Annotated in this window: 17 protein-coding genes; 12 read left to right on the top strand and 5 right to left on the bottom strand. The window is 51.7% G+C overall.

Features of this window, described 5'->3' with window-relative positions; all coding sequences use genetic code 11:
- Window positions 1–57: 57 nt before the first annotated feature.
- The 8 genes from AC3CHX_RS04400 (at window position 58) to AC3CHX_RS04365 (ending at window position 11,666) form a co-directional block, all read left to right on the top strand.
- Complete coding sequence (locus tag AC3CHX_RS04400; RefSeq protein ID WP_488642880.1) at window positions 58–633, top strand: RNA 2'-phosphotransferase; 576 nt, start codon at window positions 58–60, stop codon at window positions 631–633.
- Window positions 630–1,427 (top strand): metallophosphoesterase, encoded by a 798-nt coding sequence (locus AC3CHX_RS04395; protein WP_488642879.1) that lies wholly within the window; start codon window positions 630–632, stop codon window positions 1,425–1,427. Before AC3CHX_RS04400 ends, AC3CHX_RS04395 begins: the two co-directional genes overlap by 4 nt.
- A gap of 30 nt (window positions 1,428–1,457) precedes the next feature.
- Complete coding sequence (locus AC3CHX_RS04390) at window positions 1,458–1,973, top strand: hypothetical protein (RefSeq protein ID WP_488642878.1); 516 nt, start codon at window positions 1,458–1,460, stop codon at window positions 1,971–1,973.
- Window positions 1,974–2,095: 122 nt separating this feature from the next.
- Entirely contained in the window at window positions 2,096–2,302 is a 207-nt protein-coding gene (locus AC3CHX_RS04385; RefSeq protein WP_488642877.1) for a BPSL0761 family protein, read from the top strand.
- Window positions 2,299–4,443, top strand: coding sequence for a metallophosphoesterase (locus AC3CHX_RS04380; RefSeq protein WP_488642876.1), 2,145 nt, complete (start codon window positions 2,299–2,301; stop codon window positions 4,441–4,443). Before AC3CHX_RS04385 ends, AC3CHX_RS04380 begins: the two co-directional genes overlap by 4 nt.
- Window positions 4,444–4,981: 538 nt before the next feature.
- Entirely contained in the window at window positions 4,982–8,491 is a 3,510-nt protein-coding gene (locus AC3CHX_RS04375; RefSeq protein ID WP_488642875.1) for a P-loop NTPase fold protein, read from the top strand.
- A 56-nt stretch (window positions 8,492–8,547) separates the two neighbouring features.
- Complete coding sequence (locus AC3CHX_RS04370; protein WP_488642874.1) at window positions 8,548–10,269, top strand: VPA1262 family N-terminal domain-containing protein; 1,722 nt, start codon at window positions 8,548–8,550, stop codon at window positions 10,267–10,269.
- The gene (locus AC3CHX_RS04365; RefSeq protein WP_488642873.1) at window positions 10,266–11,666 is read left to right on the top strand and encodes a hypothetical protein; all 1,401 of its coding nucleotides are present in this window, start codon (window positions 10,266–10,268) and stop codon (window positions 11,664–11,666) included. Before AC3CHX_RS04370 ends, AC3CHX_RS04365 begins: the two co-directional genes overlap by 4 nt.
- Before the next feature lie 42 nt (window positions 11,667–11,708).
- Here AC3CHX_RS04365 and AC3CHX_RS04360 read toward each other — a convergent pair whose 3' ends face one another.
- The 5 genes from AC3CHX_RS04360 to AC3CHX_RS04340 all read right to left on the bottom strand — a co-directional run bounded on the left by AC3CHX_RS04360 (window position 11,709) and on the right by AC3CHX_RS04340 (window position 20,484).
- Window positions 11,709–12,131 carry a DUF2628 domain-containing protein gene (locus AC3CHX_RS04360; protein WP_488642872.1) on the bottom strand — a complete coding sequence of 141 codons (423 nt, stop codon included), beginning with the start codon at window positions 12,129–12,131 and terminating at the stop codon, window positions 11,709–11,711.
- 212 nt (window positions 12,132–12,343) lie between these two features.
- Complete coding sequence (locus tag AC3CHX_RS04355) at window positions 12,344–16,099, bottom strand: SNF2-related protein (protein WP_488642871.1); 3,756 nt, start codon at window positions 16,097–16,099, stop codon at window positions 12,344–12,346.
- Window positions 16,099–17,754 (bottom strand): EH signature domain-containing protein, encoded by a 1,656-nt coding sequence (locus tag AC3CHX_RS04350; RefSeq protein ID WP_488642870.1) that lies wholly within the window; start codon window positions 17,752–17,754, stop codon window positions 16,099–16,101. The genes AC3CHX_RS04355 and AC3CHX_RS04350 overlap by 1 nt, the downstream gene beginning before the upstream one ends.
- Window positions 17,755–17,756: 2 nt before the next feature.
- The gene (locus tag AC3CHX_RS04345) at window positions 17,757–18,497 is read right to left on the bottom strand and encodes a flagellar motor protein MotB (RefSeq protein ID WP_488642869.1); all 741 of its coding nucleotides are present in this window, start codon (window positions 18,495–18,497) and stop codon (window positions 17,757–17,759) included.
- 4 nt (window positions 18,498–18,501) lie between these two features.
- Window positions 18,502–20,484 (bottom strand): hypothetical protein, encoded by a 1,983-nt coding sequence (locus tag AC3CHX_RS04340; protein WP_488642868.1) that lies wholly within the window; start codon window positions 20,482–20,484, stop codon window positions 18,502–18,504.
- A gap of 418 nt (window positions 20,485–20,902) precedes the next feature.
- On the opposite strand from AC3CHX_RS04340, the gene AC3CHX_RS04335 reads away from it, so the two are divergent.
- The 4 genes from AC3CHX_RS04335 (at window position 20,903) to AC3CHX_RS04320 (ending at window position 26,226) form a co-directional block, all read left to right on the top strand.
- On the top strand, window positions 20,903–21,733 hold the full coding sequence (locus AC3CHX_RS04335; protein ID WP_488642867.1) for a TIGR02391 family protein: 831 nt from the start codon (window positions 20,903–20,905) through the stop codon (window positions 21,731–21,733).
- A gap of 22 nt (window positions 21,734–21,755) precedes the next feature.
- Complete coding sequence (locus AC3CHX_RS04330; RefSeq protein ID WP_488642866.1) at window positions 21,756–24,005, top strand: McrB family protein; 2,250 nt, start codon at window positions 21,756–21,758, stop codon at window positions 24,003–24,005.
- Window positions 24,002–25,600: a DUF2357 domain-containing protein gene (locus AC3CHX_RS04325; protein WP_488642865.1), complete on the top strand. Its 1,599-nt coding sequence runs from the start codon at window positions 24,002–24,004 to the stop codon at window positions 25,598–25,600. Before AC3CHX_RS04330 ends, AC3CHX_RS04325 begins: the two co-directional genes overlap by 4 nt.
- Before the next feature lie 233 nt (window positions 25,601–25,833).
- Window positions 25,834–26,226: a DUF6979 family protein gene (locus AC3CHX_RS04320; protein WP_488642864.1), complete on the top strand. Its 393-nt coding sequence runs from the start codon at window positions 25,834–25,836 to the stop codon at window positions 26,224–26,226.
- The last annotated feature ends 13 nt before the right edge of the window (window positions 26,227–26,239 follow it).

Genomic DNA, 26,239 nt, shown 5'->3' with positions numbered 1-26,239 from the left:
AATGGGACCAGCCGCTTTGGACGTTGACGACCGGCCCGAACTCTGGATTTTCAAGAAATGATGACAGTTAAAGGAAAGAGCAAAGCGTTAGCTCGCTGGCTGCGCCACCGCCCGGACGCTATCGGCCTTGCGCTGGATAAAAACGGTTGGGCCAATATCGCCGAGTTATTAGCGAAAGCGGGGGCTGCCGGCACACCGCTGACACATGAAGAACTTTTGCAGGTGGTAAGCGAGAACGACAAACAGAGGTTCTCGTTGAGTGAGGATGGACTGCGCATCCGAGCGGCGCAAGGGCACTCAGTCGCAGTGGACTTAAATCTGCCGTTCAAAACGCCGCCACCAGTCTTGTATCACGGCACCGTTGGAAAATTTCTCGCAGCGATTCGGAAACAAGGTTTGTTGCCCGGTTCCCGGCGCGATGTGCATTTATCTGCAACCAAAGAAACGGCGGTGGCGGTTGGTGCGCGACGCGGCACACCTGTTGTGCTGATTATTGAAACGTATCCATTGTTGCGAGACGGCTTTCAGTTCCGGTGCGCCGAAAATGGCGTCTGGCTTATTCCGAACGTCCCGTCAAAATATCTCCGGTTTCCGGACGGACCAGCCGAAAAATTCTTGGGCGTTTTTAAATGAAAATCCAGCTAGCCTCCGACTTGCACCTTGAATTCCTTCAGCGAGATTTTCCGGGGGAGCGATTGATTGCTCCTGCGTACGGAGCGGATGTGCTGGTTCTTGCCGGCGACATCGCCAACGGCACACAAGCCATCGAGCTCTTCAAAGATTGGCCGGTCCCTGTACTGTATTTGGCTGGCAATCACGAGTTTTACGGGGAATCGTTTGAACAGGCGCGTATTGACCTTCGTAAAGCGGCCGAGGGCACACACATACGCTTCCTCGACAACGACATAGCGGATTTTGGCGGAGTGCGCTTTCTTGGGGCCACTCTGTGGACAGACTACCTCCTGTCCAGCAATCGTACGCAACGACAGCTCATGGACAACGCCGAACGCCGACTGAATGACCACCACTCGATTCGCACCCAGGAAGGTTTTTTCACGGCCAGCAAAGCGTTGGTAGAGCACGAGCAATCGCGTCGCTGGCTAGAGCGCGAACTCGATAAGCCCTACGACGGCAAAACCGTCGTCATAACACACCATGGGCCGCATGCTCTATCAGTTCATCCACGCTACGCCGGCGACCCAACAAATGCCGCGTTCGTGAGCGGCAACCTTGACGCACTACTGCTCAAAGCAAAACTTTGGGTGCATGGACATGTACACGACAGCTTCGATTACCTGGTTGGCGGGTGCCGCGTCGTGGCAAATCCGCTTGGCTACGCAATGAACCGAAATCAAGTCGCCAAGACACGCGACCTGAAATTTGAGAACCCGGGTTTTCAGTGGGCGTGTGTGATTGACGTCAATTGAATAAACTGAAACGGGGAAATTGGAGACGCTATGAAAATAATCAAAGGCCTTCCCATTGAGGACACGAAAACTGACGCCGAACTCGACAGCATGCTCCATGCAGCACAAGAGCTCGCCCAGCGCCCCATGTCCACAGAAAAATCTCGGCAGGACGGCGAAGCATTTATGTCGAAAATGCGTGAGGACGAGGCGGTAGCGCTATCGAAGCTTATCGAGCGCAAAGAACTCATTTCGTCTAGCCAGATTCACGCTCGGTGGGACGTTACTCGTCAATTCATCAGCGAGGCCGTCAAAGCTGGCCGGCTGTTTGCTCTTATCGGCCCCTCCGGTGAAAACTTCTATCCTGCTTTCTTCGTAGACGGGAGGTACGACCGACGTTCCTTGGAGAAGGTGTCAAAAGCACTTGGCAGCCTGCCTGCATCCGTGAAATACCAATTTTTTACGAGTAGGTCACACCGCTTGGGAGGCAATACGCCCTTGGACGCGTTGGCGGCAGGACGCCTAGCGGAAACGCTCGTTGCAGCAATAGGCTTTGCAGAGCGCTGACAATGCGGGCAACAGAAATAAAGTCGCAAAGGCCCGCGACCTAAGATTTGAGACGCCCACTTTTCAGTGGCGTGTGTAATTGATGTCAATTCACAAGATGCAGCTACTTCGAAAGACACTTTATGACAATGCCCTTCGAGCGCACACGCTCCGTTGTACAAGCCCGCGAATTTCTCCAGGAGCTCGTGCAGAGCGCTGAGGTGCCTGAATCTGTTCGGCGGGAAGCGCACCGGCTTCTACGTCACTATCCCTCAGATGACGACCTGGAACTGACCGCATCTACTTTGCCGGAAAGGTGGGCGATACCAGGCGAAGATTTCCGAGGATGAAACCTATTTCCAAGAAAAAAGTTGGGCATCTCGTTCTAGAGAAGCCGTGGCCGCGACTACATCTCCTGAGCGACCTGCACCTCGACACCGGACCGTACGAACTACCGGCCGGTGTCGATTTTGACATCCTCGTCGCCGCTGGCGATATTGGTCCTGTGGAAACCGCAGTGCCCTGGCTAGCTGCACTCGGCAAGCCGATTGTCTACGTGCTCGGCAATTACGAGCGCTACCACGCTGACCTTGATGAAGTGGTCGTGCAAGCGAAACGGCTCGCGCAAGGGACGCAAGTGCATGTGTTGGAACGCGATGCTGTAGTGATTGACGGGATGCGGTTTTTGGGTACGACGCTCTGGACGAATTTCGGCGAACTTACCCGCCAGCTCGTCGCTTGGTCACTGGGGGGAAGTAGCGATTTTCGCCGCATCAAAGCGGCACGCTATGCTCACGGCCCCGTGCGCAACCGCGTGGAGCGGCTGTGCCGGCGGATACAGCGCGACGTTCCCGAGCCCGGGGACTTTCACCCGGTCATTGCATACATTGAGCACAAAGCGTCGATGCAATGGCTGCAGGAGCAGCTAGTCAAGCCTTTCGACGGTCCAACGGTTGTCGTGACACATCACGCGCCCACTTTTGAATCGTTGCGTGCGTTCGGGATTCGCGATGTGCTATTGGACCGGGAGAACTGGGACTACCATGACGAGGACCTCATGCGCGTCGGGAATTACGCGAGCAATTTAACCCCTTTTTTGAAATCACATTACGCGAACATCGAACTTTGGTGTCACGGGCATCTCCACAAGGGCATCGATGTCCTCGATTCTGGTGTGCGCATTATGTGCAACCCGCGCGGCTATCACCAGAAGCCCCTGACTGAGGAAGCCGCGAAAGCATTTTCACTCTGGAGTGGCTTCGGTATTTCCGCCCCCACTATTGCCAGAAGCCAGGCGAGTTTTGAAAAGGAACCATTTCGCGGCGATGCGCCGGAGTTCAATCCGCGCTTGGTGGTGGACTTGACCGACGGGCCGGCTCAACCGCTGTCAAAGTACATCCGGGCGCCGGTAGCGGAAATGCACCGTCTACATAACGAGGCGGCGCGCATTGCTGCGTTTTTGACACCGGATGACACGGTACTCGCAGAATGTGTGCGTACAGTATTTGGGCACACATGCGGGGGCTTCGCGAACGTGGTCAAGGCAATGCTGGTAAAGCATGCAACACAGTTAGATGCGTACGCAGCGGAGGATTCCAACCTCTTTGGGGGATTGCCTCATCCGGCACCGATACCCTGCGTACCCTGGGTATTTCCGGGCTGGATTCCTGACATCAATCGAGACTACCTTGCGCAGCTTCAATGGATGGAGGTATGGATTAGGTGGACAAAAGTCCTACCATTCGCAGCAAAGACCAGGCTCCTGCAGTGGCAGCTCATAGTCAATCAGGCTCTTGCTGCGTTAGGAGCTATCGGATTAGTCGCAATGGCGTTGCCACTGGGGCGTCTGGGGTTGCGACGGGTCGACACGCGCGGAAGCGGGATAGCGATATATGTTGAGAAGGACGTGGACATTGCGCGCGCTGGCGCTCAGCTTGAACGTGCGTTGAATCAAAACAAAATTCCGCGCCGTCACGACATCAGTGTGCGGAGTGTCGAGGGCTTGCCCGAAGGTGAGGCCGCCACGCTACGTAGGATGCGTGCGTTACAGGCAGCTATCCTGTTGCCCGGTATTCCAGCGCCGGTTGACCTTGATGACGCCGCCAGCGCCGTGAGTGATAGCAGCATTGCCACGAAGGGTGTGCGCGTTGATGCAAAATCGCCTGCTGCATCGACCGATGTCGCAGGGCAGTTGAATCCCTTGGGCGTACCTCCTGACGACGGAGAGATGCTCTCGACACGGCAGGTTGCTCAACTACTGCATGTTTCGCTGCCATACGTAATTAAGCTGCTCGACCATGGATATATTCCCGGCATACAGAAGACCGACAGTGGGCATCGACGCATACCAAGGGCCGCTGCCCTTGAGTACAAGGCGCAGAGGAAGGTAAACCAGGCCAAAGCCAGCGCGAATGTGGCCAGAGTCTCCCGAGACCTTGGTCTCTATGACGATGAGTTGGAGGGCATTCCGAAGGCGCCTAAGTCCCGATGAATATAGCTATTCAAGATGTCGAATTGAAGGATTTTATGCTCTCAATTTTCAAACCTTCAACGCTTTTTCTGCACATTCACCGTATAAAAGCAGATTATGAAAACTATACGGTGAACTGACTGCCTTCCATGGACTACCTTCCTCTCTCCGACAACGCTGCTCGCCAGGTTATAGATTCTACGACCCTGTTTTCTGAACACGCTCGCGTTGCTGAACAGGCTCAACAATATAAGGGCGGTATGTATTGGAAATCCGAAGGGGAATACGAGTATCTAGTCAAAACGTACCCGGACAATCGCCAAACTCGGCTCGGCCGGCGCACACCCGAATCCGAAAAAATTTACGAAGAATTCAGCTCACGCAAGCAACAGCTTGAAGAACGCCTACCATCCTACAGTCACCTTTCATGGGTCTGGTGCAGAAATCATTAAAGCTGTCATTCACGCCCAATTTGTGGTGAATTGGCATCAACTTTGCTGGAACGGACCTCTCGCCATTGCTACTTGCACTCATGCAACTGCTAAGGCATGATGCTCAAATGACTACTCCTGCCAAACAAATGAAACAGCCGCTATTAATCGAGGATGTTCCGTCTGACGAGGACAAGTTTCAATCGCATCAGAAAATAGCCGATGCTCTGTCAGAGCTGATTGATAAGCAGGCTGGGGGTAAGACGATTGGACTGGAAGGCAGTTGGGGGGCTGGTAAGTCAACAATCATTAGACTGTTCTCTAAAGCACTAAGCAATCCTCCATACGACCGGCCAGTTCTTATCTATAATTTTGACGCATGGGCACATCAGGGAGACCCGCTACGGCGTGCTTTTTTGGAAGGGCTGATTGACCAATGCTTGGAAAAAAAGTGGGTCGGCGACTTAGCAGTACCGAAATTAGATTCGAACCAAGATTGGGAGGATGAGAAAGCCCGGCTAGCACGTCGGATGAAGGAATCTAAAAAATTGACGATTCCTGTGCTAACGCCAATGGGTAAAATTCTCTTGCCATCTTTACTCCTATTACCAATAGGGTGGGGATTGCTCACAGGAGCCTTCAAAGAAGGCTCACCAGGGTGGCTGCTAATTTTAGGATTGCTGCTAACCGCAGCGCCAATTCTTATATTCCTATATTTTTACTTGTTCGCAACGAGAAAAGATAGCGCTAAAAAAGAGCAATTGCTAGCAATTTTTTATCAAAAAATATCAACTGCGGAAAGTACAACGACGATTGAAACTAGCGAGCCAACAACACTCGAGTTTCAAAATGTATTCAAGAAGCTGCTATCCGTTGCACTAACAAATCCAGAACGCAGATTCGTTATTGTGCTCGACAATCTCGACAGAATTTCCACTGAGGAGTCCGCAGGTGTTTGGTCAATGCTGCGCTCATTCATTGATAATCCAATTATTAGAAAAGAAGCGTGGTTCAAACAAATTTGGGTTCTCATCCCCTACGCACCTGATGGACTAGTTGCTGATTCAACAGGAGACGCGTCCGGTGCCCAAGACAATGTTGTGTCTGGTCGTGATACAGACGACTTGGTCAAAAATTCCTTGCCACCACGTGAGCATTTTTTGGAGAAAGTTATCCAGATTAAGTTCTACGTGCCAGGTCCGGTACTGTCGAATTGGAAGCAGTATTTAACTGAATTACTTCGGAAAGCATTTTCTTACGAACAGGGGAATAATACTTTTCACAAAATATATCTGTTGTGTGCCAACGAACTCGCCAAGACTACCCCCCCGGGACCACGGGAACTTGTTACCTTGGTCAACGACATAGTGGGGACAGAATTGCAGTGGCAGGGGAAAATTCCGTTGGAACACCAAGCCCTTTTCGCAATTTTGAAGCGAAACGGAATTAAAATTCGGGAGAATCTAATTTCTCGAAAAATTCCTTCAGCCAAACAGATTGCCTTACTAGGGGTCGAGCTAAGTGACTCGCTGGCTTCCCTCACATTTAATGTCGATGCGGACAAGGCAAAGCAGATTCTGTTGCAACCACTAATTAAAGACGCTTTACTTGATTCATCTGGAAAGAAGCTTAAGGATGAGTATCATAGTCGACCTGGATTTTCTGAATTATTTGACGTTGACTTCGGGGTTCTTTTACCTGAATTCGTTGCAGGTGACCAAGAGTCGCTTGTGACATGCATCTTATCCGTCCAAGCAAGCGGAATACTCGAAAACGCGAAACTAGACAGCCAACTTGAAATTAGACAAGAAATTGGGCGCGCCATACAAAATACTTCCTTTTGGCCGCTACAAGATGGTCGAGTGCTTGAGGCTCTGGTGGCAGTTGCACAAATAGATTCCGAAGGATTCATGCGCGAAGCGCTGGGAAACTCCCTCAAAAAAACCGAGACCTGGTTTTTTATGAGTAAAAATGTTGGCTTTGTGCCGAAAGAAATTGATGGTTACAAGCCGATACTACAATTAATTTCAAATGTCTGGCGCAACCAACAATTACGGGAGTACTTCAAAGACAATTGGCCTATGCACCCTGTCACAATTCCAGGTGAGCCGCAGCGCTGGGTAGAAATATGCGATTTCGTGCAAACATCTAACCCATCATTAGATTTCAAGGCGATTAAACCTGGAATTCCTATGGCAGACATCGTTAAATTCTTGAAGTCAGCGATTGAAACTGGAACGGTTTCGGCGTCAATCTACAATTCACTGCTTTCCTACGTTAACGCCGACGAGTTAGAACACTTTGGACCAATCGTTGAAGCATCTTTGCAGCAACTCTCTACTTTATCTGCCACGTCTCCTCAGAGTACTCTGAACATCTACCGCTTCTTGCAGTATGCATCGAAAGTACTTCCAGCTGCAGCTTCGGCACTGAAAAAAAACGTGGAATCAGGCACGGTGCTTCATACTGTTTGGTTGGGTTTTACAACCACTACAGAGGGCTTTTCAATCTCTGCAGAATCTTTAACCGCTTGGTCACTTTATATATGGCTTAGGGAACAACCAGCCGGAACTTTAGGGGCCGCAGTCGCAAATTCCACAGAAGGACATGCATTGGCCGTAGCATTCTTCAATTCCCCATCTAGCAGTCCAGCACTTGTTACAGCACTATTCGCCTTAGCAAAGCAGTTTGATTCAGATTCCTTAGTTTTTAGAATGGCATCGTTGAATGGGCCTTCAAGACCGCTCGCTGCTTATTTTGTTTCTCAGGCAACGGAAAAAAATGATATCAACGCACTGGTCGGTGAAGCGGACGTTGTGCAGCGCGTCGTTTTTATTACTCAGTCAATGCACGCGGCGCAAAAAAATACGGCTCCCCTTATCGCATTCCTAAATGAGCGGATTGAAACGGGCAACTTCGTCAAAGAGCTAACCGAATCGACGTTTGACCTCAAATTGCTTCCGTTTTATGCATTTTTAATGGATAACACGTCTATACGGTCAAATCGTCTATTTCCTGAGTGGTGTCAGAAAGCGCTTCAATCGGTATCGCGCGAGGTTTTAGCCAACGACCTTGTTTCAAGTGGCCCATGGACAAAGCTAATCATTGCCTTGGCCGCCAATTCAACGCCTCCGCAGCTTGGCGCTGAGTTTCGTGGCGCGCTGGCAGATTTTTCAAGTAAAACACTTGGTGGTCTAGTACCGCCTGAAGGAGCGATTCGTCCTCCTGCTTCTATCAATCTTTTCCAATCACTGTCGGCTGAGCTGGTTGATGGGTTGGTTGACCAGATATACGAAATGGCAGCGAATAACGCTGGGCGCGAAATTGCCGAAGGTTTTTTCCTTTTGGTCGGGGAAATATTAATCATCAAAGGTGTATTGAGCAATACTTCCAATAAGGTTATTCGGCGATTGGTGCTGCCACTTGTTGAGACTGAAAATCTTCCTGGGCTTGCATGGATAGCCAACGCAATTAATCGAGACTCGAAAATAATAGCTAATGCTGATGATGTGGCGTTAAGAGATTTGCTTAGTAAGCTAGAGGAATGTCTGAATAGGGAAACCTGCCCCAATGAGATTAAGTTTCTCTTTGAATTGATTCGAAGCTTGCGGCCCGAAATGAAAACGGCGGTAACGTAGACACTCCTCCGCTTCAGAATGCAGCCGACACTCCGGCTTAACGATATGGGAAAGCGATGACCTGGGACATTACAGAGCACATTAAACAACTAGAAAAGCTATTAGTGCCTGGCGTGATTGGAATGTATCGCAGCATTGAAGTAACTGAGATTGTCGGCTACCAGCGTGACGTTCCGCCCACGAATTTCCTGAGCTTGTTGGTCGCGGAGGCAGGCGAACCTCCTGCGAACTTACCATCCGGAAATCCGTTCATCAATTCAAAACCATTGGTGCTGGGAGGCACGGAATGGAAGTTCGGCGTATCCAGATACCGCATCTCTCCCAAGCAGGTGCTTGATGCTCTGCGCAGGTTCGGACAAACACATGAGTGGAAGCTGAGTAATTTCGCGCTGCGGGTTGGAACGCTCATCGCGGTGCCACCGCAGTTCGTTCCATCGGACTCATTCCAGCCTCATCCTTGGAACGGCGTGTTAAAGAACAATTTCTGGAATGGCTCGCATCTCATCGAGTTTTTTGATACCGAAAAAAATGACGTCCGTTTTCTCCTAGATGACCCGAAATTGCTTACGGGGCTCGCAACGCTCCTCCAGGCGCACGTACCTATGGGAATTGATGGGCTCTCGGACCGCTTGGGGAACGTGTTAATCCAGCTTCCGGTAACCGTCGCTGCCACAAGTGTGCGAGGCTCGGAAGACGGGGCATTTCTTGTTGAGCCCGCATGGCATCCCAAGGTCAAAGGGCGGCCGCTACGGGTATCGTGTGAAATATACGAGGACGAAACGTTAGAGGGCTTTGGTTCAAGAATTGTCGATAGTGAACTTGCAAAGTTTCCCCTTCACTCGCATCGCGGGGGGGCTCGGCATATCATGTGGGACGACAGCAATGAGGTGGTTCTCGGTGCCTCCGCGCAGACCACTTTCATCACGGGTATCGGCCTAAATATCAACGTGGTCGGAGAACGGTCGACTGACCGTGAGTTCAAGATACCAGCTCCGGGCGGCCAACACCAAGTCGTCATAGTTCCGCTTAATCGCGAGGCTCAACCCAACCGAATTGGGAAAGTGTGGCCGAACCCTCGAGAACCGTGGCGCTCCAAGAGAGTTTTCAGGGATAGTCTTCATAAATTACAAATACGAAAAGAGTTTCTCCAGTACGGAGGACCGTCTGAGGCCGGGCGCGAGGAAGCCTTGGCAGATATTCGTTGGCTACTAGCAGAACACGGCAAAAGTGGGGCATGGCTTTGGGACCCTTATCTCAACGCCAGAGACGTGTTGAGTACCCTCTTCTTCTGCCCGCATCCTGGGGTGGACTTGCGTGCACTGACTGCTGGAGCTGAGGTGCCAGATTCGGGGCAAGCTAAGGCCAAATCTCCTGTAGCGAGTACGCCTTGCGAACGTATTTCCCAAGCCATTCAGATATGGGGTCGACATTGCCTAAACAAACTTGGTTTACTTCGCAAGTCGGTAGTGTCAAAGCCATCCTGGAAGACTCAACAATTGGCGGCCATTCAAGGCGCAATGGGTAACTGTGAAGGTTTGAAGCTTGAGTTTCGCATTCGCGAAGGTTCGGCGGGATGGCCTTTCCACGACCGATTTTTGATATTCCCTAGTGCTCTGGGCGGTGCAATCGCTTGGTCTCTCGGTACCTCAGTCAATAGCCTAGGTCGTCAGCACCACATCCTTCAGAAGGTCGCCGACGGAGAGCTGATTCGGCAAGCTTTCTTGGAGCTATGGGGCGAACTTGATGGCCCAGAATATACCGTGTGGAAGACTCCATGACAGAAAATACGAAAAAACTCGCCCAACAAACGTTCCAAGCAGCCCTTGGCGCCGGACCATCTGAGCAACCGAAGTCCCTCAAGCTATTCTTTGCCCAAGCGGTTAGAGTAAATGGACAGCCTTCCCTTTCGAACAAAGAATCCCTTGAGAATTCGCTTGATGCCGAGTTTCCGTTCCTTCGGCCGCTGGTCTGGGCAGATAGTGTGCCTGACGGTGCCTCAAGCGTGCGATGGGAAATCGCGGTGCGCGGTGTTTTGGACTCCTTGCGTAGTTGGAACATGGAAAACGCTAACGCGCTTTTCGAGCTACAAGCGCTATTGATAGCCACACAAGTGCTTGACGTTCGTTCGGCCGGACTCGAGAGCGTTGCCGCGTCGCTAGTTGGAGATGGTCTGAAGACTGGTTTACTGCGGCTCGTTGAAAATGCAAATGTCGGCATCCACAATAGCCACAGAGGCAACCCTGCTGAGATACAGAACACGCTGAAATTAGCGGGCCATCAAGTCAACTACGAGAATTTGACTCATCTGCTCCGAAACCTAATGCCTGAGCCGCAAACGGACCTATCGGCAGCCATCGTGCTTCTTTGGGTGCTAGAACCGGATAAACTCGCGGATGCCGTAACCGAAAAAGATAATATCCTCTTCTCTTTACTAGTTTGCCTAGTACTTGAGGATTCGAGTGCTCTATTCGCACTCAAAGTTCCACTTATTGCGTTCAAGTTTATTAGTATCCGTTTCCTTCAGCAAGCGCATAACGCAAGTCGTATGACCCACGATTGGAGCGACGTTTATAGACGACTACTCTTACAAGTGGCCCAAACCTCGGACTGGGCTGGGTGGATGAATGCATTGTTTAAGTACCTGAATAATGATTCGCTAGCGGCTGAAGCTTTATCGAAGGCACTTGTGGACCTCGATGAAAAGCACTGGAATGAGTTCTTGGGGGTGCTGTCCTTGAGCCACTCCCAGTTGATGGCAGCGCCTGTAGCCAGCATTATGTTACATTTTTCGAACGAGGTCATTCCGTCAAAGGCCAAAGCAATGTGGTCAATCGCCTTTAAAAAATGGAGCGTTTGGAACTATGCAGAGGGCGAGGAGCAGGCACATCTGTTTGCACCGACGGCATGCGCGCTAGATTTTCCCGTGGCGATGTACTACTCCCAGCAACAGGCTAGTACACTCAATGAGGAGGAATATAGGCTCACGCAAGCCGTGGAAGAAATTGAACAACTATGGTTCGAGTCATTTTCTGACCTCGTCACTGAACGGAACAGGCTCCTGTCCCGTCTGCGGCTAGTTCAGCATGGGCGGGAGCTCGCTGCCGGCAGCTCGCAAGGGCTTCCACCTCCCATACTACCCGAAGACGACTTATATACCCGCGTCCGTTACAGCTGACCACTGGCGACTAAATTGCCGCGATGTCTAGACCGCGTCAGCTTAGGAAGGCTCGCGCCGAACGAATGCGGGTTCCTGATGGGTAGCCGTAGCACGTCGCAGGTATGCAGCCTTGGCACCGTCAGGCGTCGCCGCCTGCTCTGCCGCGACGTTCTCGAATCCCCTATCAATAAGTGACGTAGCACGCCACTCGTTTCCCCAGAACCCGACTACGCCACCAATACCAATGTTGATGATATCAGCCAGCCCAAAACGGTGTCCATATGGAATGCCGTACACATAACCTTCCGGGCTGGGAAACAAGAGGTAGACGCCGACGCCGAACACGGTCGCGAGCGCGCCGAGAAACCACATTTTGTGCCATAACAGCCAGAACCCGCCCCCGAGTACACCAGGAAAGGAAAACCCTTGTTTCACTGCTTCCAACCGATGGTCGGGATGATTAAAGATTGAAAATGTTTTCATAACGCCTTTCTGCAACTCGGGGCATGTGCGACTCCATGCCCGAATGTCCAACGGTCGACGGATAAATTTTCTCCTCGCACCCAACAAAAAACGGCACCAAGGCCGAAGCCCTGATGCCGTCTACCCTTATTCTCCGCGGACTGCTAATGAACCACGGTCCTCCCTACGCGGATTCCGGCAACTGGTACCTGAATTTACGAGCGCTGCCATCATCACATCAGCTCGTTGGCCGACAAAAACTTCTCGACGTCACTCATCGTTACTCGGTAATCTTCAAGCATAGACTTCAAGCCATGCTGGTCAATCAGTTCGACCCCGTTTAGATTAGCCATCCTATGAGCCTTCTCGTTGAATAACTGGTTGGTAATGCAAACCAACTGAAATTGCGTCCCGGGATACCGCACCCGATACGCCGCGTGTCCGGTGACCACATCTTTAACCGCGTCCCAGTCAAGCTGATTTCCGATATTTGAAGAACTTTTACATTGAACCAACTCCCCAGAACGCTGGGTCTTGGCGACAACATCGACACCGTCATCATTCGATGCTGGAGTTCGAATTACGGTCTTAAAGCCGCGCTTGAGCCATAACGAGGCTGTTAATGCTTCAAAATATTCAGGCTGCAGCCCAAGCGCGTAGTCCAAGTCAATTCGGTCCTCAAAAGCTTCGCCGCCCACATCGACGACATCAGTGAACTCGCCAGGAAGGATATTTCCCGTTCCATTAAGCATGTCGTAAGAAAGGCTGCGTTTGTATTCAAGGAGTTCGTGCAGCTTCACGTCGAAGGATTTGAACTCTGCGGCTCGGACTACCGGGTAGTAGACATAAACCGTCTTTTTCTGCCCGATGCGGTAGGCGCGGTCAGTTGCTTGGTCTTCCTTTGCAGGGTTCCACGTCCTGCTGTAATGAATTACGTGGTTGGCTGCCTGGATGTTTACGCCAAATCCAACGGCAACTGGCGACAGAATGATGACCCCAAATCCCGGCTGCTGCTGAAACGTCTTTAGTCGTTTCTGCCGGCTATGCTCGTGCTTTGCCGACGCTGTGGTGTCACCATTGATAACATCTGGCCGATACTTGAAAACCTGCTCGATGTAGTGCACCAGCATTCGCTGCATTTCGCGAAACTCGCAGAACACAATCGCTTTGTCGCCCTTGGTCTTTATTTCCTGCAACGTATTGAGCAGCCAGTCGAGTTTCGGCGACCTCTTGCGGTAATTTGCGAGAGGTCCGGGCACAAATACTTCGCGACCGATTTCCCGCGGGTCGGTACAAAGGCGCCTCAAATATTGAATGAGTCCAAGTGAGTTTACAAACCGACCGCCGCCCACTCCACTGCGCCTATTCTTGTACGACTCGAGCGCTTCGGCATACAGCTTCCGCTGGAACGCAGACATCACGAGGTTCTGCGCCTCCGCTACGATAATTTTTGGAGGCAAGTCTTTTGCGACGTTTTTCTTGTTCCGGCGCAGAATCTGCGGCTCGATAATGGCCCGCAGTTCATTGATTCGTGCTTCAGCCTCGGGGTCGCCTGTGCACTCGATTGGCCGTCGGTAACGGTCGCCGAATTCGTTCAAGCCCCCGAGCAGGCCGGGCTGAATAAAATCAAACAGGCACCAGAGGTCGGCAAGCGTATTTTCAACTGGCGTACCGGTACAGGCAATCTTGAAGTCGACGTTTTGCTTCATCGCCGACCGGGTGACCATCGCGGCCGGGTTCTTAATTTTCTGAGCTTCGTCACATACCATTATCGACCAATGAGTGGCTGCAAATGAGAACTCAAGGTCACGCAAGGTCTCGTAGGTGGTCAGCACGACCTTTGAGGAACCCAGCCAATTCGGCTTTAAAAATCGAAACAGTTCGTCCCGCTGAAGCTGTTCGTCTAAGTTTGCGCGACTTTCGCGAAGTCCCGACAGAGTATCGCCGTATAGCGTAAGGAGGCTAAAAGTGCCGAGTTTGAAGAATCGCTCGGCCTCTTCCTTCCAGTTTTCGAGTAGGGAGACCGGAGCGACCACCAAGACCGGGCTGAACTTGTCGCCCTGTTCAAGCAGATAAGCAATGACAGTGAGCAACTGGAGCGTTTTCCCCAATCCCATGTCATCTGCAAGAATGGCACCACGACAGTAGTCAGGGGCTTGCGTAAGCAGGTTCTGTAGCCACGCAATGCCGATTGACTGATGGTCCTTGAGCGATACATGGGGCAGTAATGTCGTTGGTAGAGTGGGGCTCTTCGATTGGTCAAATTTGAGTTGTTCCGCCCGGCTTTCACGGTACTCGGTAGTTTCAATGTTGGCGCGCAGAAGTAACTCTTGACGGGGCGTCTTCTTTTTGGGCACCACCGAGGACGGTTGCCATTCATCTTCGTTCAGTTTTCCCGGAACCCATATTTCTTCAACTTGAGTTATTACCTCTTCTGCTGTGGAAAGCTCCACGTGTTTGTCGGTGTCGGGCCATTTAATTGACGTGGCGCCTGCAGTTTTGGCAGCTGCGACGCGTTCGCGCACTAACTTGAGGTCTTCTGGAGTTACTGTCGTAGGCAATTCCTCGCCATCAACCGATGTGACGTTGACGACAACCGTCTGTACTGGCTTTCCTGCTGCAGCGTCTTCGGCGGGGAACCAGCCATCCTCGTCCTTGCCTCGTGGAATGTACGGAGAAATGAGCGGCTTTTGGATTCCAATGCCAGCTACGCGCTTCGAATATCGTGCCAGGTCCGCCACATCCGCATAGTGAATCGTGACGCGCGGACGGGTCCACTCTTGATACGCAAGCTGCAGAGTGTCTATCTCCTTTTGAGTATCGCCGAGAAGCTGAAGGTCATGTCCGCGCCAGTGGTAAAGTTCATTTCCAGTATGCAGGCGCGCTGCGACAGCCGTAATGAAGTGACGCAGTTCGAGGGGGTCTTTAAACGATTCGTGCGCGCTCCAGGCTTCACGAGTGACAATTGCCTGCACCTGGATGCCAACGTTGGTCGGAATTCCCGACGCGTCTAGATTCACGCGCGCGACGAATCGTTTGAAGATAATGCCGGCTTCTTCTCGCGCTTGCTCAAACTGGTCCGGGTCGATTACTCCCTCTGCTGCACCACCTAGCGCCGCGAATGGATTCGTGACGAATCGCTCTCCAAGCGTGCCGGCGACCCGGCGACCCGGCAATTTCTTGATGGCTTCTAAAACCGTCTTGACCTTCGGGGTGACGACAACCTGGATAATTCCGTCTTCCGTCGGGATTTCGTACAGGTCACGAACGCGTGAAAAGCTATCAAAATGTTGTATCCAATTCTTGGGGGCACCTGCGAACCACGGCTCCACTTCGACGACGCCAACACCTCCCGGTGAAGTTCGTTGCAATTCAATTGCCAACTTTTCCGGGGTTAAAACAACGTTCGAGTAGAGAAACTGGTCGAGGACTGCTCCAGCCTCGACGGCAGATTGGCGTAGCTCACCCCAGAACATCCGGTTAAAATCCGGAGTGCGGGAATCGGTGTCGTAGAAGGCCTGAAGTTTCTTCAATACGCCGTAGCTACGCTTTGGCAACAATACTTTCTCAACCCCCAGATAGGCAACGGCCCCGACACAACTGACGTCGTCCCGGTCAGACTCCTTTCCGACACGCCAACCATCAACTCCCACTGCAAAATCGGGAGAGGTGAGCGAACCCTCGCTTCTGAGCCGCGGAACCAAGTTACTAACGGGCGGCAGTGAAAGCATCCGCAGCTCAGATTCTCCGTCCGGAGTGTCCAAGATGCTGTACATTTCGTCCCAGGTCAAAAGAAGCCCACCTTCGGTATCAACTAACCGTTCTTCGCCGACCAACTGCTGGATGTAGCCTAAAGCGACATCTGCATTGATGGATTGCTCTTTGGGATGAACCCCCTCAATGAGCAAAAGGATACCGTCTTCGCCGAAGACCCGACCGAGCGTTTGAGGTTTATCGCCAAAAAGACCCGTTGCCCACTTGAATGCCACTAGAATTTCCTTTCCCAAAAGAGCTTACTTGTATGAAGAGTAAAACCATTTGCCTTTAGGTAGTTCGAAATGAGAGGAATTCTGGTTCCGGCAAAGACCGACATGGTTCGATGAACTTGGTCGGAGGAGCATCGAATCCCATAGCGCGCACAGAACCGTCGGATTTCATTGAGGTCAACTGACAGAGTCGGTGGCGCTGTAGTTGCCACGTTCTCGGGAAACGAACGCCTTGGAGCCAGCGCAACAGGCCTGGTCGGCGATGGCGTGGGCCCAATTTTTAGGTGGAGACGCAGAACTTCCTCAAATCGTTGCTCCCACCTATAGTGTCCGTGCACATTATCCTTATGTGAAAGGTAATGAGCACCAGGAAGGTCACGCCACTCTGTCCTTCCCGTTCCATTGATGCGCCCCGTCAACTCAAACGGCATCGAGTCCCGACGGAAAAAGTACACCGCGTTTCCTGCCTCTCCGAATTCTGCGATGACACGGTCTCCCATCAACATGAAAAATCCGTTGTTTGTGGTCGAGCCCCCCTCAAGCTGGAGCAGGTTGTCACCCATTGTTCTACGCAGCTTCGCAATGTCGGGGTCGCGGTTTACCATGGCTCGTCTACCAAGAGCAAAGTACATGTTGTCAATCGAGTCGACATAACGCTGCCAGAAGTGAACGCGACGCTTGTCCATCTTGCCGTCATCACTGAGAAGTTCAAAGAAATCTTCGATGAGACTCGACTTGAGCCACGCCGCGACCATTTGGGTGGCGGCCGGGCCGGCACAGTCCCAATTAACAAGATTTCGGCTGAAAAGTGGGTTGTGCCAAAGCCTGACCGATAAATCGAGAAGTCCCTTGTGTTCCGGTTGCCCAGTTATCTTTGAATAGCGAGACAGAACTTCTGCGAGTCCACGGCTTTGAATTAGCGGGTGGGCTTCTAATAAGTCAGTCAGCACCGGCACATGCTTGGCAAAGGCGTCATGAGCAACTAGAGCACACGCATCGCGAATCGCAGAAAATGCTGCCTCATGGAATACCCACGAAGTGTCCGATATCGCTAGGCCATCGCGTACGCTTTCAAATTCATCGGCATTCCCACAGAGAAGGTCCTTCGCGTAGCGCTTGCAGGGATTTTCTTCAAATAGATTCTTGTGTTCGTCGAGGATAGTGGCCCACTGCGGCACTGGCGCTTGAGAGACGATTTCTCGCAAATGGCGAGAAAGGAAGTCGCAAACTTCAAGCCAATTGGACCGCGTCGGCTCATCAGCATCTCGGCCATCAAACTCAAAATAGACGGCAAGCAAGCCTTGATAGCATCGACGCAGACGTTTGGTGTCCCCGACAAGCGTCTTCAACCGAGAAAACAGTGCGGAAAACGCCTTTTCTGAACTAATGACACGTTGTTTGGAGGGACCTAACTCATGAGCCAAGCCATAGCAGATGTACCGAAGGTCACGCGCGGACTCAACATCACCCTTGTCAAGAATTCGACGGAGCGCAGGTATCATCCTATCGATTCGCGGCTTATCAAGGTCCGGAGAACCAAAACGTTTTTCGAGCTCTTTTGTATATTGCTGGAGTTCAACCGGTTCGATGAAGTCACAATTTAACCCTGACAGACAAAAGGCTTTAAGTACATTCTGCAGGTTGAGAACTGAGTTCATTGTTACCCACCCAGCGCGCAAACGCCGTGGTCGGACTCCATTTCGGAAGCGGATAAGGTCCCCTGTTTATCAGGGTCGTTAATCTCCCAGAACTTCAACTTAAGTTCAATACGGCGGCTCAATGCAGGGTCCGCCTTCGCCGAATTCGACGAATACCCCCCAACCAGGAAGAGATTTCGTACTTGGTTTTTCTGCTTATCAGAGAGAGGCGCGTCCTCCGGTTTTGGATTATCCAAGAGGACGCAGACAACACGCTCGCTTCGTCGGAGGCTCAAATCCAAGTTATGCAAGTAGCGACCTGCGTTGTCGGTGTAGCCTTCTACAACGACCTGCTTGAACCACTTGCGGCCTTTCTCCGTGTCGGCGGCCGCAAGAATGTCCGGGATATAAGAGCGGAGGAATTTAGCTTGGCCGCTTGTTAAGCGACTCTTATCGAGGTCGAACGTCGCAAGGGAGCCGAAATCGACATACGGATTTTGGTAGTCTTCGTCGTGAACGGTGACCCCCTCGAAATTTCCAGCAGCCTTCTTCATCTCAGTTAAGAGCTCCTGGATGTCCTTTCGACGTTCAGCCTCTGCCTTCTGCTGAGCGGATGACTCCTTGGTCACAGATAGAAGCGCTACGCTCATGACCAGCAAGAAGACCACCATCAAGGCAGTCATCAAGTCTGAGAAGGAAATCCAAAACGGGCGCTCCCCGTCGTCCTTCGCTCCGCGCTTTATGTAGATTCGAGGGGCAACCATTCAGTTACCTCGCCGGAACACGTTCGAGAATGTCGGACAAACCATCAACAGTGTCACCGAGCATCTTGGTTGCGGTGGTCAGATGTTGATGGAAATCGGAATTTGCGCTGCGCAGCGTTGAGGTAATGTTTTTAGCAAATTCGCCATGGGCAGTTCCCAATACTTTTGTGACCTGCTCAAGATACTGGTCGGCTTCTTGCTGAGCGACGACCAGGCTCCTGGTTGCCGCTTCAATTTTGGCAAGGACGTCTGCCGTGAGGCTTGCCTCGGTTTTGGCGGAGTCAACCGTGGAGCGAAGCTCTGACACCATTCGAGAAACCTCGTCACGCACCAATTTGTATTCAGAAATCGCCACGGTAAGGGTGTTATTGGACCCCGTCAAGGCTGTGCTTGCGGCACCAAGCTGACCGGATAGAGAGTTCGCCTTTTCCAGGGTCTCCGAAGTCTTAGAACCAGCTTTGGCAAAGTCAGATGCTGCAATATAGAGGGTATTGGCAGCCTCGCTCATGCGGGAAATCGAATCGCCGGTGACCTGTTCCATCCGCAGCACCGCTTGCTTGATAGATTCGCCAACATCCGCGACTTGGGTCAAAGTCTTGCCGAGATTTTCCGACAGGGCTTCCTGTGTTGTGCGGGCATGCTGCGAAAGCGCTTCCGTTCTGGCTTGGTCTTTTGAGGACGTCGTTTCGACAAGCCCCTGTAATCCGCGGACCATTTCCGCAACATTTGCGCCCATTGCCGAAACCGCCTCCTGGGTCTTTCGGTTTGTCTCCGACTGGGATTCTGAGACATCGTTACGTATGCTGGTCACAGCTTTCATGAGTTCATCACTCATTGCTCGTTGGCGAGCCTCCATTCCGGCGACTGCTTCGCCTAGTTTCGCTGCCATCTGTTCTGTGGCCGAAACGCCGGTTTGCCCCATCTTAGTGGTGAATTCGTCTAGGCGTCCCAAAGAGCTCTGCAGCGCAGCAATCGTTTCCTGTTGCATTCGATTGATGCCGCTTATCTGGTCACCGAATAGGTCTTTAATTTGGGCAGTCATTGCCGACATTGTGTCGATAATGATTTTGTTCACGGCGTCATTCTGATTTCCGCCGACAGACTGAACAGCGTCGCCGATGCGGGTTAACGGTTCTCGTAAGCCCTCGTTCATCCCGGCGACGATGCGCTCTGCCATTGTGTTGGCGTGAAGAGCAGACTGCTGGATTTGGCGGTCCGTCAGTCCTTCCAGCACCTGTTTGAGCTCGGTGACCAGCGCGTCCTTGAGAATCTTGGCCTCTTTTTCTGCCGACTCCGATGAGCGGGCCAAGCGCTCTAAGTACTCATCACCGGCGCCAGCCTCAAACGCTTCATCAATAAGGTGACAAATTTCCTCAACCCTTTTGTAGAGGCCTGAGACCTGAAATTTCTCAATGAACGTGACAAGCATCGCTAACGCGATGGCACCGAACGAAACACTGAATGCCTCGCTAACGTCATGAAGAAGAGAGTTCAGGCCGTCGCGAACAATTTGGGAGTTATCGGAGACAGTAAATGACTTAATACCGCCTATCAGGCCGATAAAGGTTCCAATGATGCCGAGCCCCGTGAAGATGCCTGGCAGATGACGAAAAAATTCCGTGACGAGAACGGTGTCGACAAGGACTTCGCGGCTGAAGAACACTTCAGCCGGCACGGAGGACCGATACCGGGTAATTTCGTAGGCGCCCGTTTGGGAATTGCGTTCCTTTTGTCCGTGAAGGGTCTTGTAGTATTCGCGCCAGAGGTGCGCCAGTCTCTTATCTCGCGCAAATATCGCCGCAAACGACGCTGGACTCTTATCCTCAAGTTTCTGCAACTGCTTCACTGCACCGTTGAGCTTTCGCCCTTGCAAGTAACCCCAAATCATGTATCTGACGACGAAACAAAGAAAGAGGAATACCAAAAGTCCCGCTACAATCTTGGCAGGAAACGGTAAATCGAGAATGATGTTCAGGACTTGAGACATTGTTTTCTCTTCTGGCAGGGATAACGAGCTGATTTATTTAATCGAGGAGTCTTTCTCTCTGGGTCGACGTATTGTCAGTCCATTCTGGCTGCACCAGTCGAGCACCATCACCTCCATCATGCTGGTAAGTGTTCTTCGCTCCTTATGGGCGGCCCTTTCCAGCAGTGCTTTGATTTCGCTATCAAGTCGGAAAGACGTAGGATTTCGATGTTGGGCCGCCATCGCGGTCTCTCCAATTTGTAGTGCGAATGCGCTACAGTGTAGCGCACGGCTGCAAGAATGAAAGAATTTGTGTTCCGTGGCCTAATTGTGGTCAAAACCTTGCAGGTTTTCATGCCGGACGCCTAAACCTAGTGCTACCTTAAAGAGCAGCGTGTAGTACGTACTGAAGTCTTTTTTTATCAATGACGGGCACCTCATGGCGACGCATCTCTCTCCTTTTACTGAACAACAAATTGAGCGCATTGCTCGGATTATTGGTGAGACCGAGGCAGGATTGTCCGGACAAGATATTGGCAGGCTCCTCCTCAGACTCGACTTCCCTGACGACGGTCCAACGGTCACGAAATGGAAGCGCATATTCAACTCCCTCGCACAACTGCAGAACAAACATCAAGTTGGGAACCATACCGTGATGCTATTAAATTCAGTGATGCAGCCAGAGGCCTACGTGTCACACCGCGAGTTATTCAACATACGCCAGAGTCAATTAAACGCGGTACTAGCGTTCGCCGGATATTACGTTCGTGATGACGGGAAAGTGGGGAAAACAAATAGAGCGACAACGCTTGACGAAGCATTTGCGAAAGCCAATCGTATGGAAGAGCAACTCCGTTCGCGAGATGTTCATGCAAGGGTCCTCGAGTTTTGTCGCGCTGAACTGGTTCAATCCAACTATTTTCATGCCGTATTCGAAGCAATGAAATCGATAAAAACCCGTATCAATGAAATGGCCAACATTGACGGAGACGGTGCTTCCTTGGTGGACACCGCATTCGGCATGGCAAATGGCCCGCCCTTGATATCAATTAACGAATTGCGAAACCAGACGGATGAGGGCGAGAAAAAGGGTTTTATGAATCTTTTGAAGGGTCTTTTTGGAATGGTTCGCAACCCCTTGGCACACAATGCTAAGGTGGAATGGACGATGTCCGAGCAGGACGCTCTGGATATTCTGACGACGTTATCGCTCATCCATCGGAAGCTCGATTCGGCAAAGCTGAAAAGCTCAGGGGTGCCTAGTCTATAGGGTCAATGAAAGTGCAAAAAAAATGAATAATGACCTATCAACAGATGCAAGTATCCGCGCCGCAGTTGATGCTGCATTAGCAATTAGTATCGCAAGTAATGCTCAACCCTGGTACGACAAGCTCGCATATTTTCTAAGTAAAGTACGTGCTGGATTGGGACATCAGCTTCAGGATAGGGATTTTCTTGAGTATCTTTGGGAAAATGAATCGGTCAGCGCGACAGGCATGGGAAGTGTAAAAATTGCGCCTGCTCTGGATAACGGAGAGTTTCGTAGTTGGTTTGAAGAAAAAATTCTAGCAACTGCTCCTAATACACGCGCCGAACTTGAAACTTACCTTACGAATTTGTATAACGAACTCGAAACGCGGCTCACGGGGTTGTGCGGTCGCGTGCCTCGGCTAAAGCTGAATCGGGTTCTATGTGCAATCTTCCCTGACCACTTTACAACGCTCGCAGGTGTAGGCAAGTTAAAGGTCTTATACCGCGCCATGGGTGGCTCACAACAGGACCACCCGGTTCACATTCATGGTTTCATTCGGCAGCGATTGGATGCTGTGTTGGGGCCAGTGCCAAATGGCGACGAAAACGCCATGATTCAACGGCTGTGCCTGCCGTGGTTTTTGTACCGGCATATTGAGGCAGAGTCGGGTGACAGCGCCGCTGCGCCTCAGACACCAATTGATGGCAATCTGAAACCACTACCAGTCATGTTACGCAGGAAGGGACTTACTGCCATGAAGGGTAGTTTCCCAGCCTTGTTGAATCTCGTTCAAGTGTTACAAGAAGGGCTGACGCGCGAAGAATTCGCCGATACGATTCGTCAGGCAAATCCAGACCTTGCGGCCGGCAGCATTGGTACCGTCATCAATTCAGTTGCCCGAGAGTTTGACCTTTGCAGTAGGGACGGCACTGTTTACCGTTTAAGTGCCAGAGGACTGGACCTTCTAAATTCGAGGGACCCGGACGAACTAGCCGACCACTTACTTACTCGCATTTTAGGCGTCGACAACGTCATTAACTACTTAAAAGGTGGGGCTCAGCCGAAGCTTGACCTGACAGGCCTGCTCCAGAGGGTCAACCCAGGATGGACTTCGAACTTTGCACCTTCATCGCTGTTAGGCTGGCTCGTTAGTCTGGATGTCATTGAGCCCGTTGAACCGAAACGCTATCAACTCACCCAGCGTGGCCGACGTTGGGCAGATATGCTGACATGGGAGCCAGAGTGCCTTCCGGCACCCGCCGATAGCTCTGACACAAAACTCGAATCCATCAAGCACGACGTCGAAATTTCGGGGTTCCAAGAACTGGTAGGAAGGCTTGAGCAATTGGTTCACGGTAAGCTGGTTTATGAACCCGAACTTGTACGGCAGTTACATGCCGGATTATGGTTCCATCCAGTACGACATTTCGTTGTTCTAACTGGCATCTCCGGCTCCGGCAAGACGCAACTCGCGTTGAATTATTCGATGGCACTTTGTGGTGTGCAGAATAACGACCACGAGAACGTACGCGTAATTCCGGTGCAGCCGGGGTGGTTCGACCCGAGCCCTCTGCTTGGATACGTCAATCCCATTACTCAGACCTATCGCAACGCTCCGTTCCTAGAGCTACTACTGCGAGCGGCGGACGACCCCACGCACCCGTACGTTGCTATTCTGGACGAGATGAACCTCTCGCATCCGGAACAATACCTTTCGCCCGTCTTATCTGCTATGGAGACGCGAGGATGGATAGACCTACACCAACTCAGCGAGGGAGCCAGTGACGTCCCACCGAAGGTGCAGTATCCGGCAAACTTGGCCATTATCGGTACGCTGAACATGGATGAGACTACTCACGGCCTGTCCGACAAGGTACTGGACCGCGCATACACGCTTGAGTTCTGGAATATTAAGGTCGCGAATTTTCCATTGTGGGCAACGAGCCAGCTATCTGAAGACATGAAGAGTCGGGCGAAACGGGTTCTGGAAGGTTTGGGTGCGTGTCTTGCGCCCGTTCGCTTGCATTTCGGGTGGCGCACAATTGATGATGTTTTGCGCTATGTCGAGTTCTTCTCAAACCTAGGCGACACCAATGCAGACCCATTGGACGCTGCAATTTTTGCCAAGGTACTGCCAAAGCTTCGCGGTGAGAACACGGTCAGATTCCAAGCAGCGCTTGAATCAACCTATCAACTATTGAACCATGAGGGTCTGGACCGCAGTGCAAAAAAAATAGCGGAGTTAAAGGCCGACCTTATTGAAACTGGCACAGCGCGCTTTTGGCGATGACGGACAATACCTCCACCTGCGAGTTGCTGATACAACTCGCCTCCCTACAACAAGAGTGCTGGTCTTGTCTTATCAAGCCAGGAGAGGTCGCGACGGACCTCATTGAGAATCGGCAATATCTCTTTAGCTTCAGGGGTACGCCGGTCTCCAAATTCTTTATCGATGACGTTGAAGTGCAACGTGCTTCGGTAAATGAACCATTCTCTTGGTCCACTGACTTCTTTGCAGGCAGCGTTGAGTTGGTGGCCGTCGACGTATTTGGTAACACGCATCAATTCATTGCCGATGTTTGCCCTACCCCCGGCAAACTCGGCTCAGACCAGTTCACCGCAATGTTTGAGGAAATTCGAGCGTTTGATGCGCAGCTACTACTTGGAAGCATGGCGGTAACATCCGCCTTTGGCGTCGAGACGCAGGATATCGCTTTCAACGCATTAGTGGCTTTGGCCCGGCTAAAGTTGCACGGCGAAGCATTTCTGGAGGCTGTGACAGCCATTGGGCGGAAGCCCCACAAGCTCATGCGCCCCATACATAAACGGTCCCCTCTGTCCGTGATTCGCAGGCTCCATCCGAGTGCTTTAATGGACCGCCGCCTTGTGGCTCTCGCCGGCGGATACGTATCTGCGGCCGAATCAATGGTATCCATCCAGCTTTTGAACCAAACGGCTTTGCCGACCTTCGATACCCCGGCCAATCGCGCAATGAAGGCGTTACTGATGCGCTTTCGAGCCTCGATACTAGCGCTTCTCCAAGTGGTTCAGTCGAAAACACTAAAGCAAGAGCCAGGAGAGCAAGATTTGAGGATGCCTCGCAGATTGGAGCTGCTCGGAGGCCTACTGACAGGCGCTGAGCACTTGTTGACGGTGCATCCATTCATAGACGTGAACAAGCCCGGAACTTCGGCCGCCGGTCTGACCCACATTTCGGCCCAGCCGTTATATAGCCGGGCTTATCGCTGGGGTACTGAAGCCCTCCGCTCGGGGGTGGGTGGGGGACAACTTAAGGACCAGCTCAACGTCAGTCCTACGTGGGCCGTATTTGAGACTTGGTGCTTCGTACGTTTATTGAGCGCGCTAAAGATTCAACTGTGCGTTAGTGGATGGCAACTAACTGAAGACGCAGCGGCTAGTGCTGACCTTTCGTTCGCAACGACCCTACCTAACGGGGCACGACTCGAGGCGCTTTTCCAGGCAAAGTTCCACTCGGAAAATCCAATCGCTAAAAGAATTGCGTGGAGCTTATCCAGAGAGCGCATCCCGGATATTGTCTTCGTGATAACTGAAGCAGAAAAGCAACGGTTTCTTGTACTTGATGCCAAATACCGTAGTGGACGGGGCAATGTACTTGAGGCGATGGAGTCGGCACATATTTATCACGACTCCTTGCGCTTGCGAGGGATACAGCCGGGCGCTGCCAGTGGAATAAGGCCGGACCGATGCCTATTGTTACTTCCTGGCGAGCCGGAAGTACTATCCTTAAATGAGGAGGAATTTTGGGACATGCACGACGTTGGGACTGTGACCCAGTTCGCGCATGGGCAGCCCGGCGTTGAACGATGTGTTTTGCAGATTCAGAAGTGGTGTAGTTCCACGTAAGGCCCCCCCCCTTGCGCCGCAACTCGTGGTGAATGCGGATGAAGTCGGGTTGTTGTACATGGACTAGTGGTCGTTGTGGCGCGACCATGCGTCGTCGCCCCAGCGTAATGTCGTCGCAGGCCTGTACGGCGGCCCAATTCATACCGTGCCCCATATTTCAACGTCACAACTGTATCGATAGAGGCGACAATTTTGTCACTATAAATTGAAGTAGGCAATCCGGAGGTATACAGATGGGCAAATTTGGAAATGCTGCCGTAAGGGCTACAAAGTTATTCCGCGAAGGCTTGGCCTCAACACCCAATACTGCTTGGGAAAAGGCTGTAGCCGAGATATTTCCAGCTAGTCAATCATCACAGGAAAAAAGCTGCCCTCGCAGCGCCTACCTTGGCTTATGTGAAAGTGGTGTAGTTTCGGGAATCCCAGAGGGTAACTACTGCGACCCAAGAAAAAAATTAAATAAAGGCTATGCATTGAAGGCATTGTCGCTGCTCAAACAAGACCCAGCTCTTTTACACGATGAAAAAATACTCTGGCAGCGCGTGATGGAGGGCGAAGATAAGACACCAAACCATCAAATGGATGTTGTCATTTCCATCTGGAATGCAGGGCTTATTCGTGCTTAACCCGCCCCTCGAA

The sequence above is a fragment of the Glaciimonas sp. OK215 genome, assembly GCF_057787885.1.
Note: the sequence above shows the minus strand (reverse complement) of the source record. Positions and strands in the feature narration are given on the sequence as shown.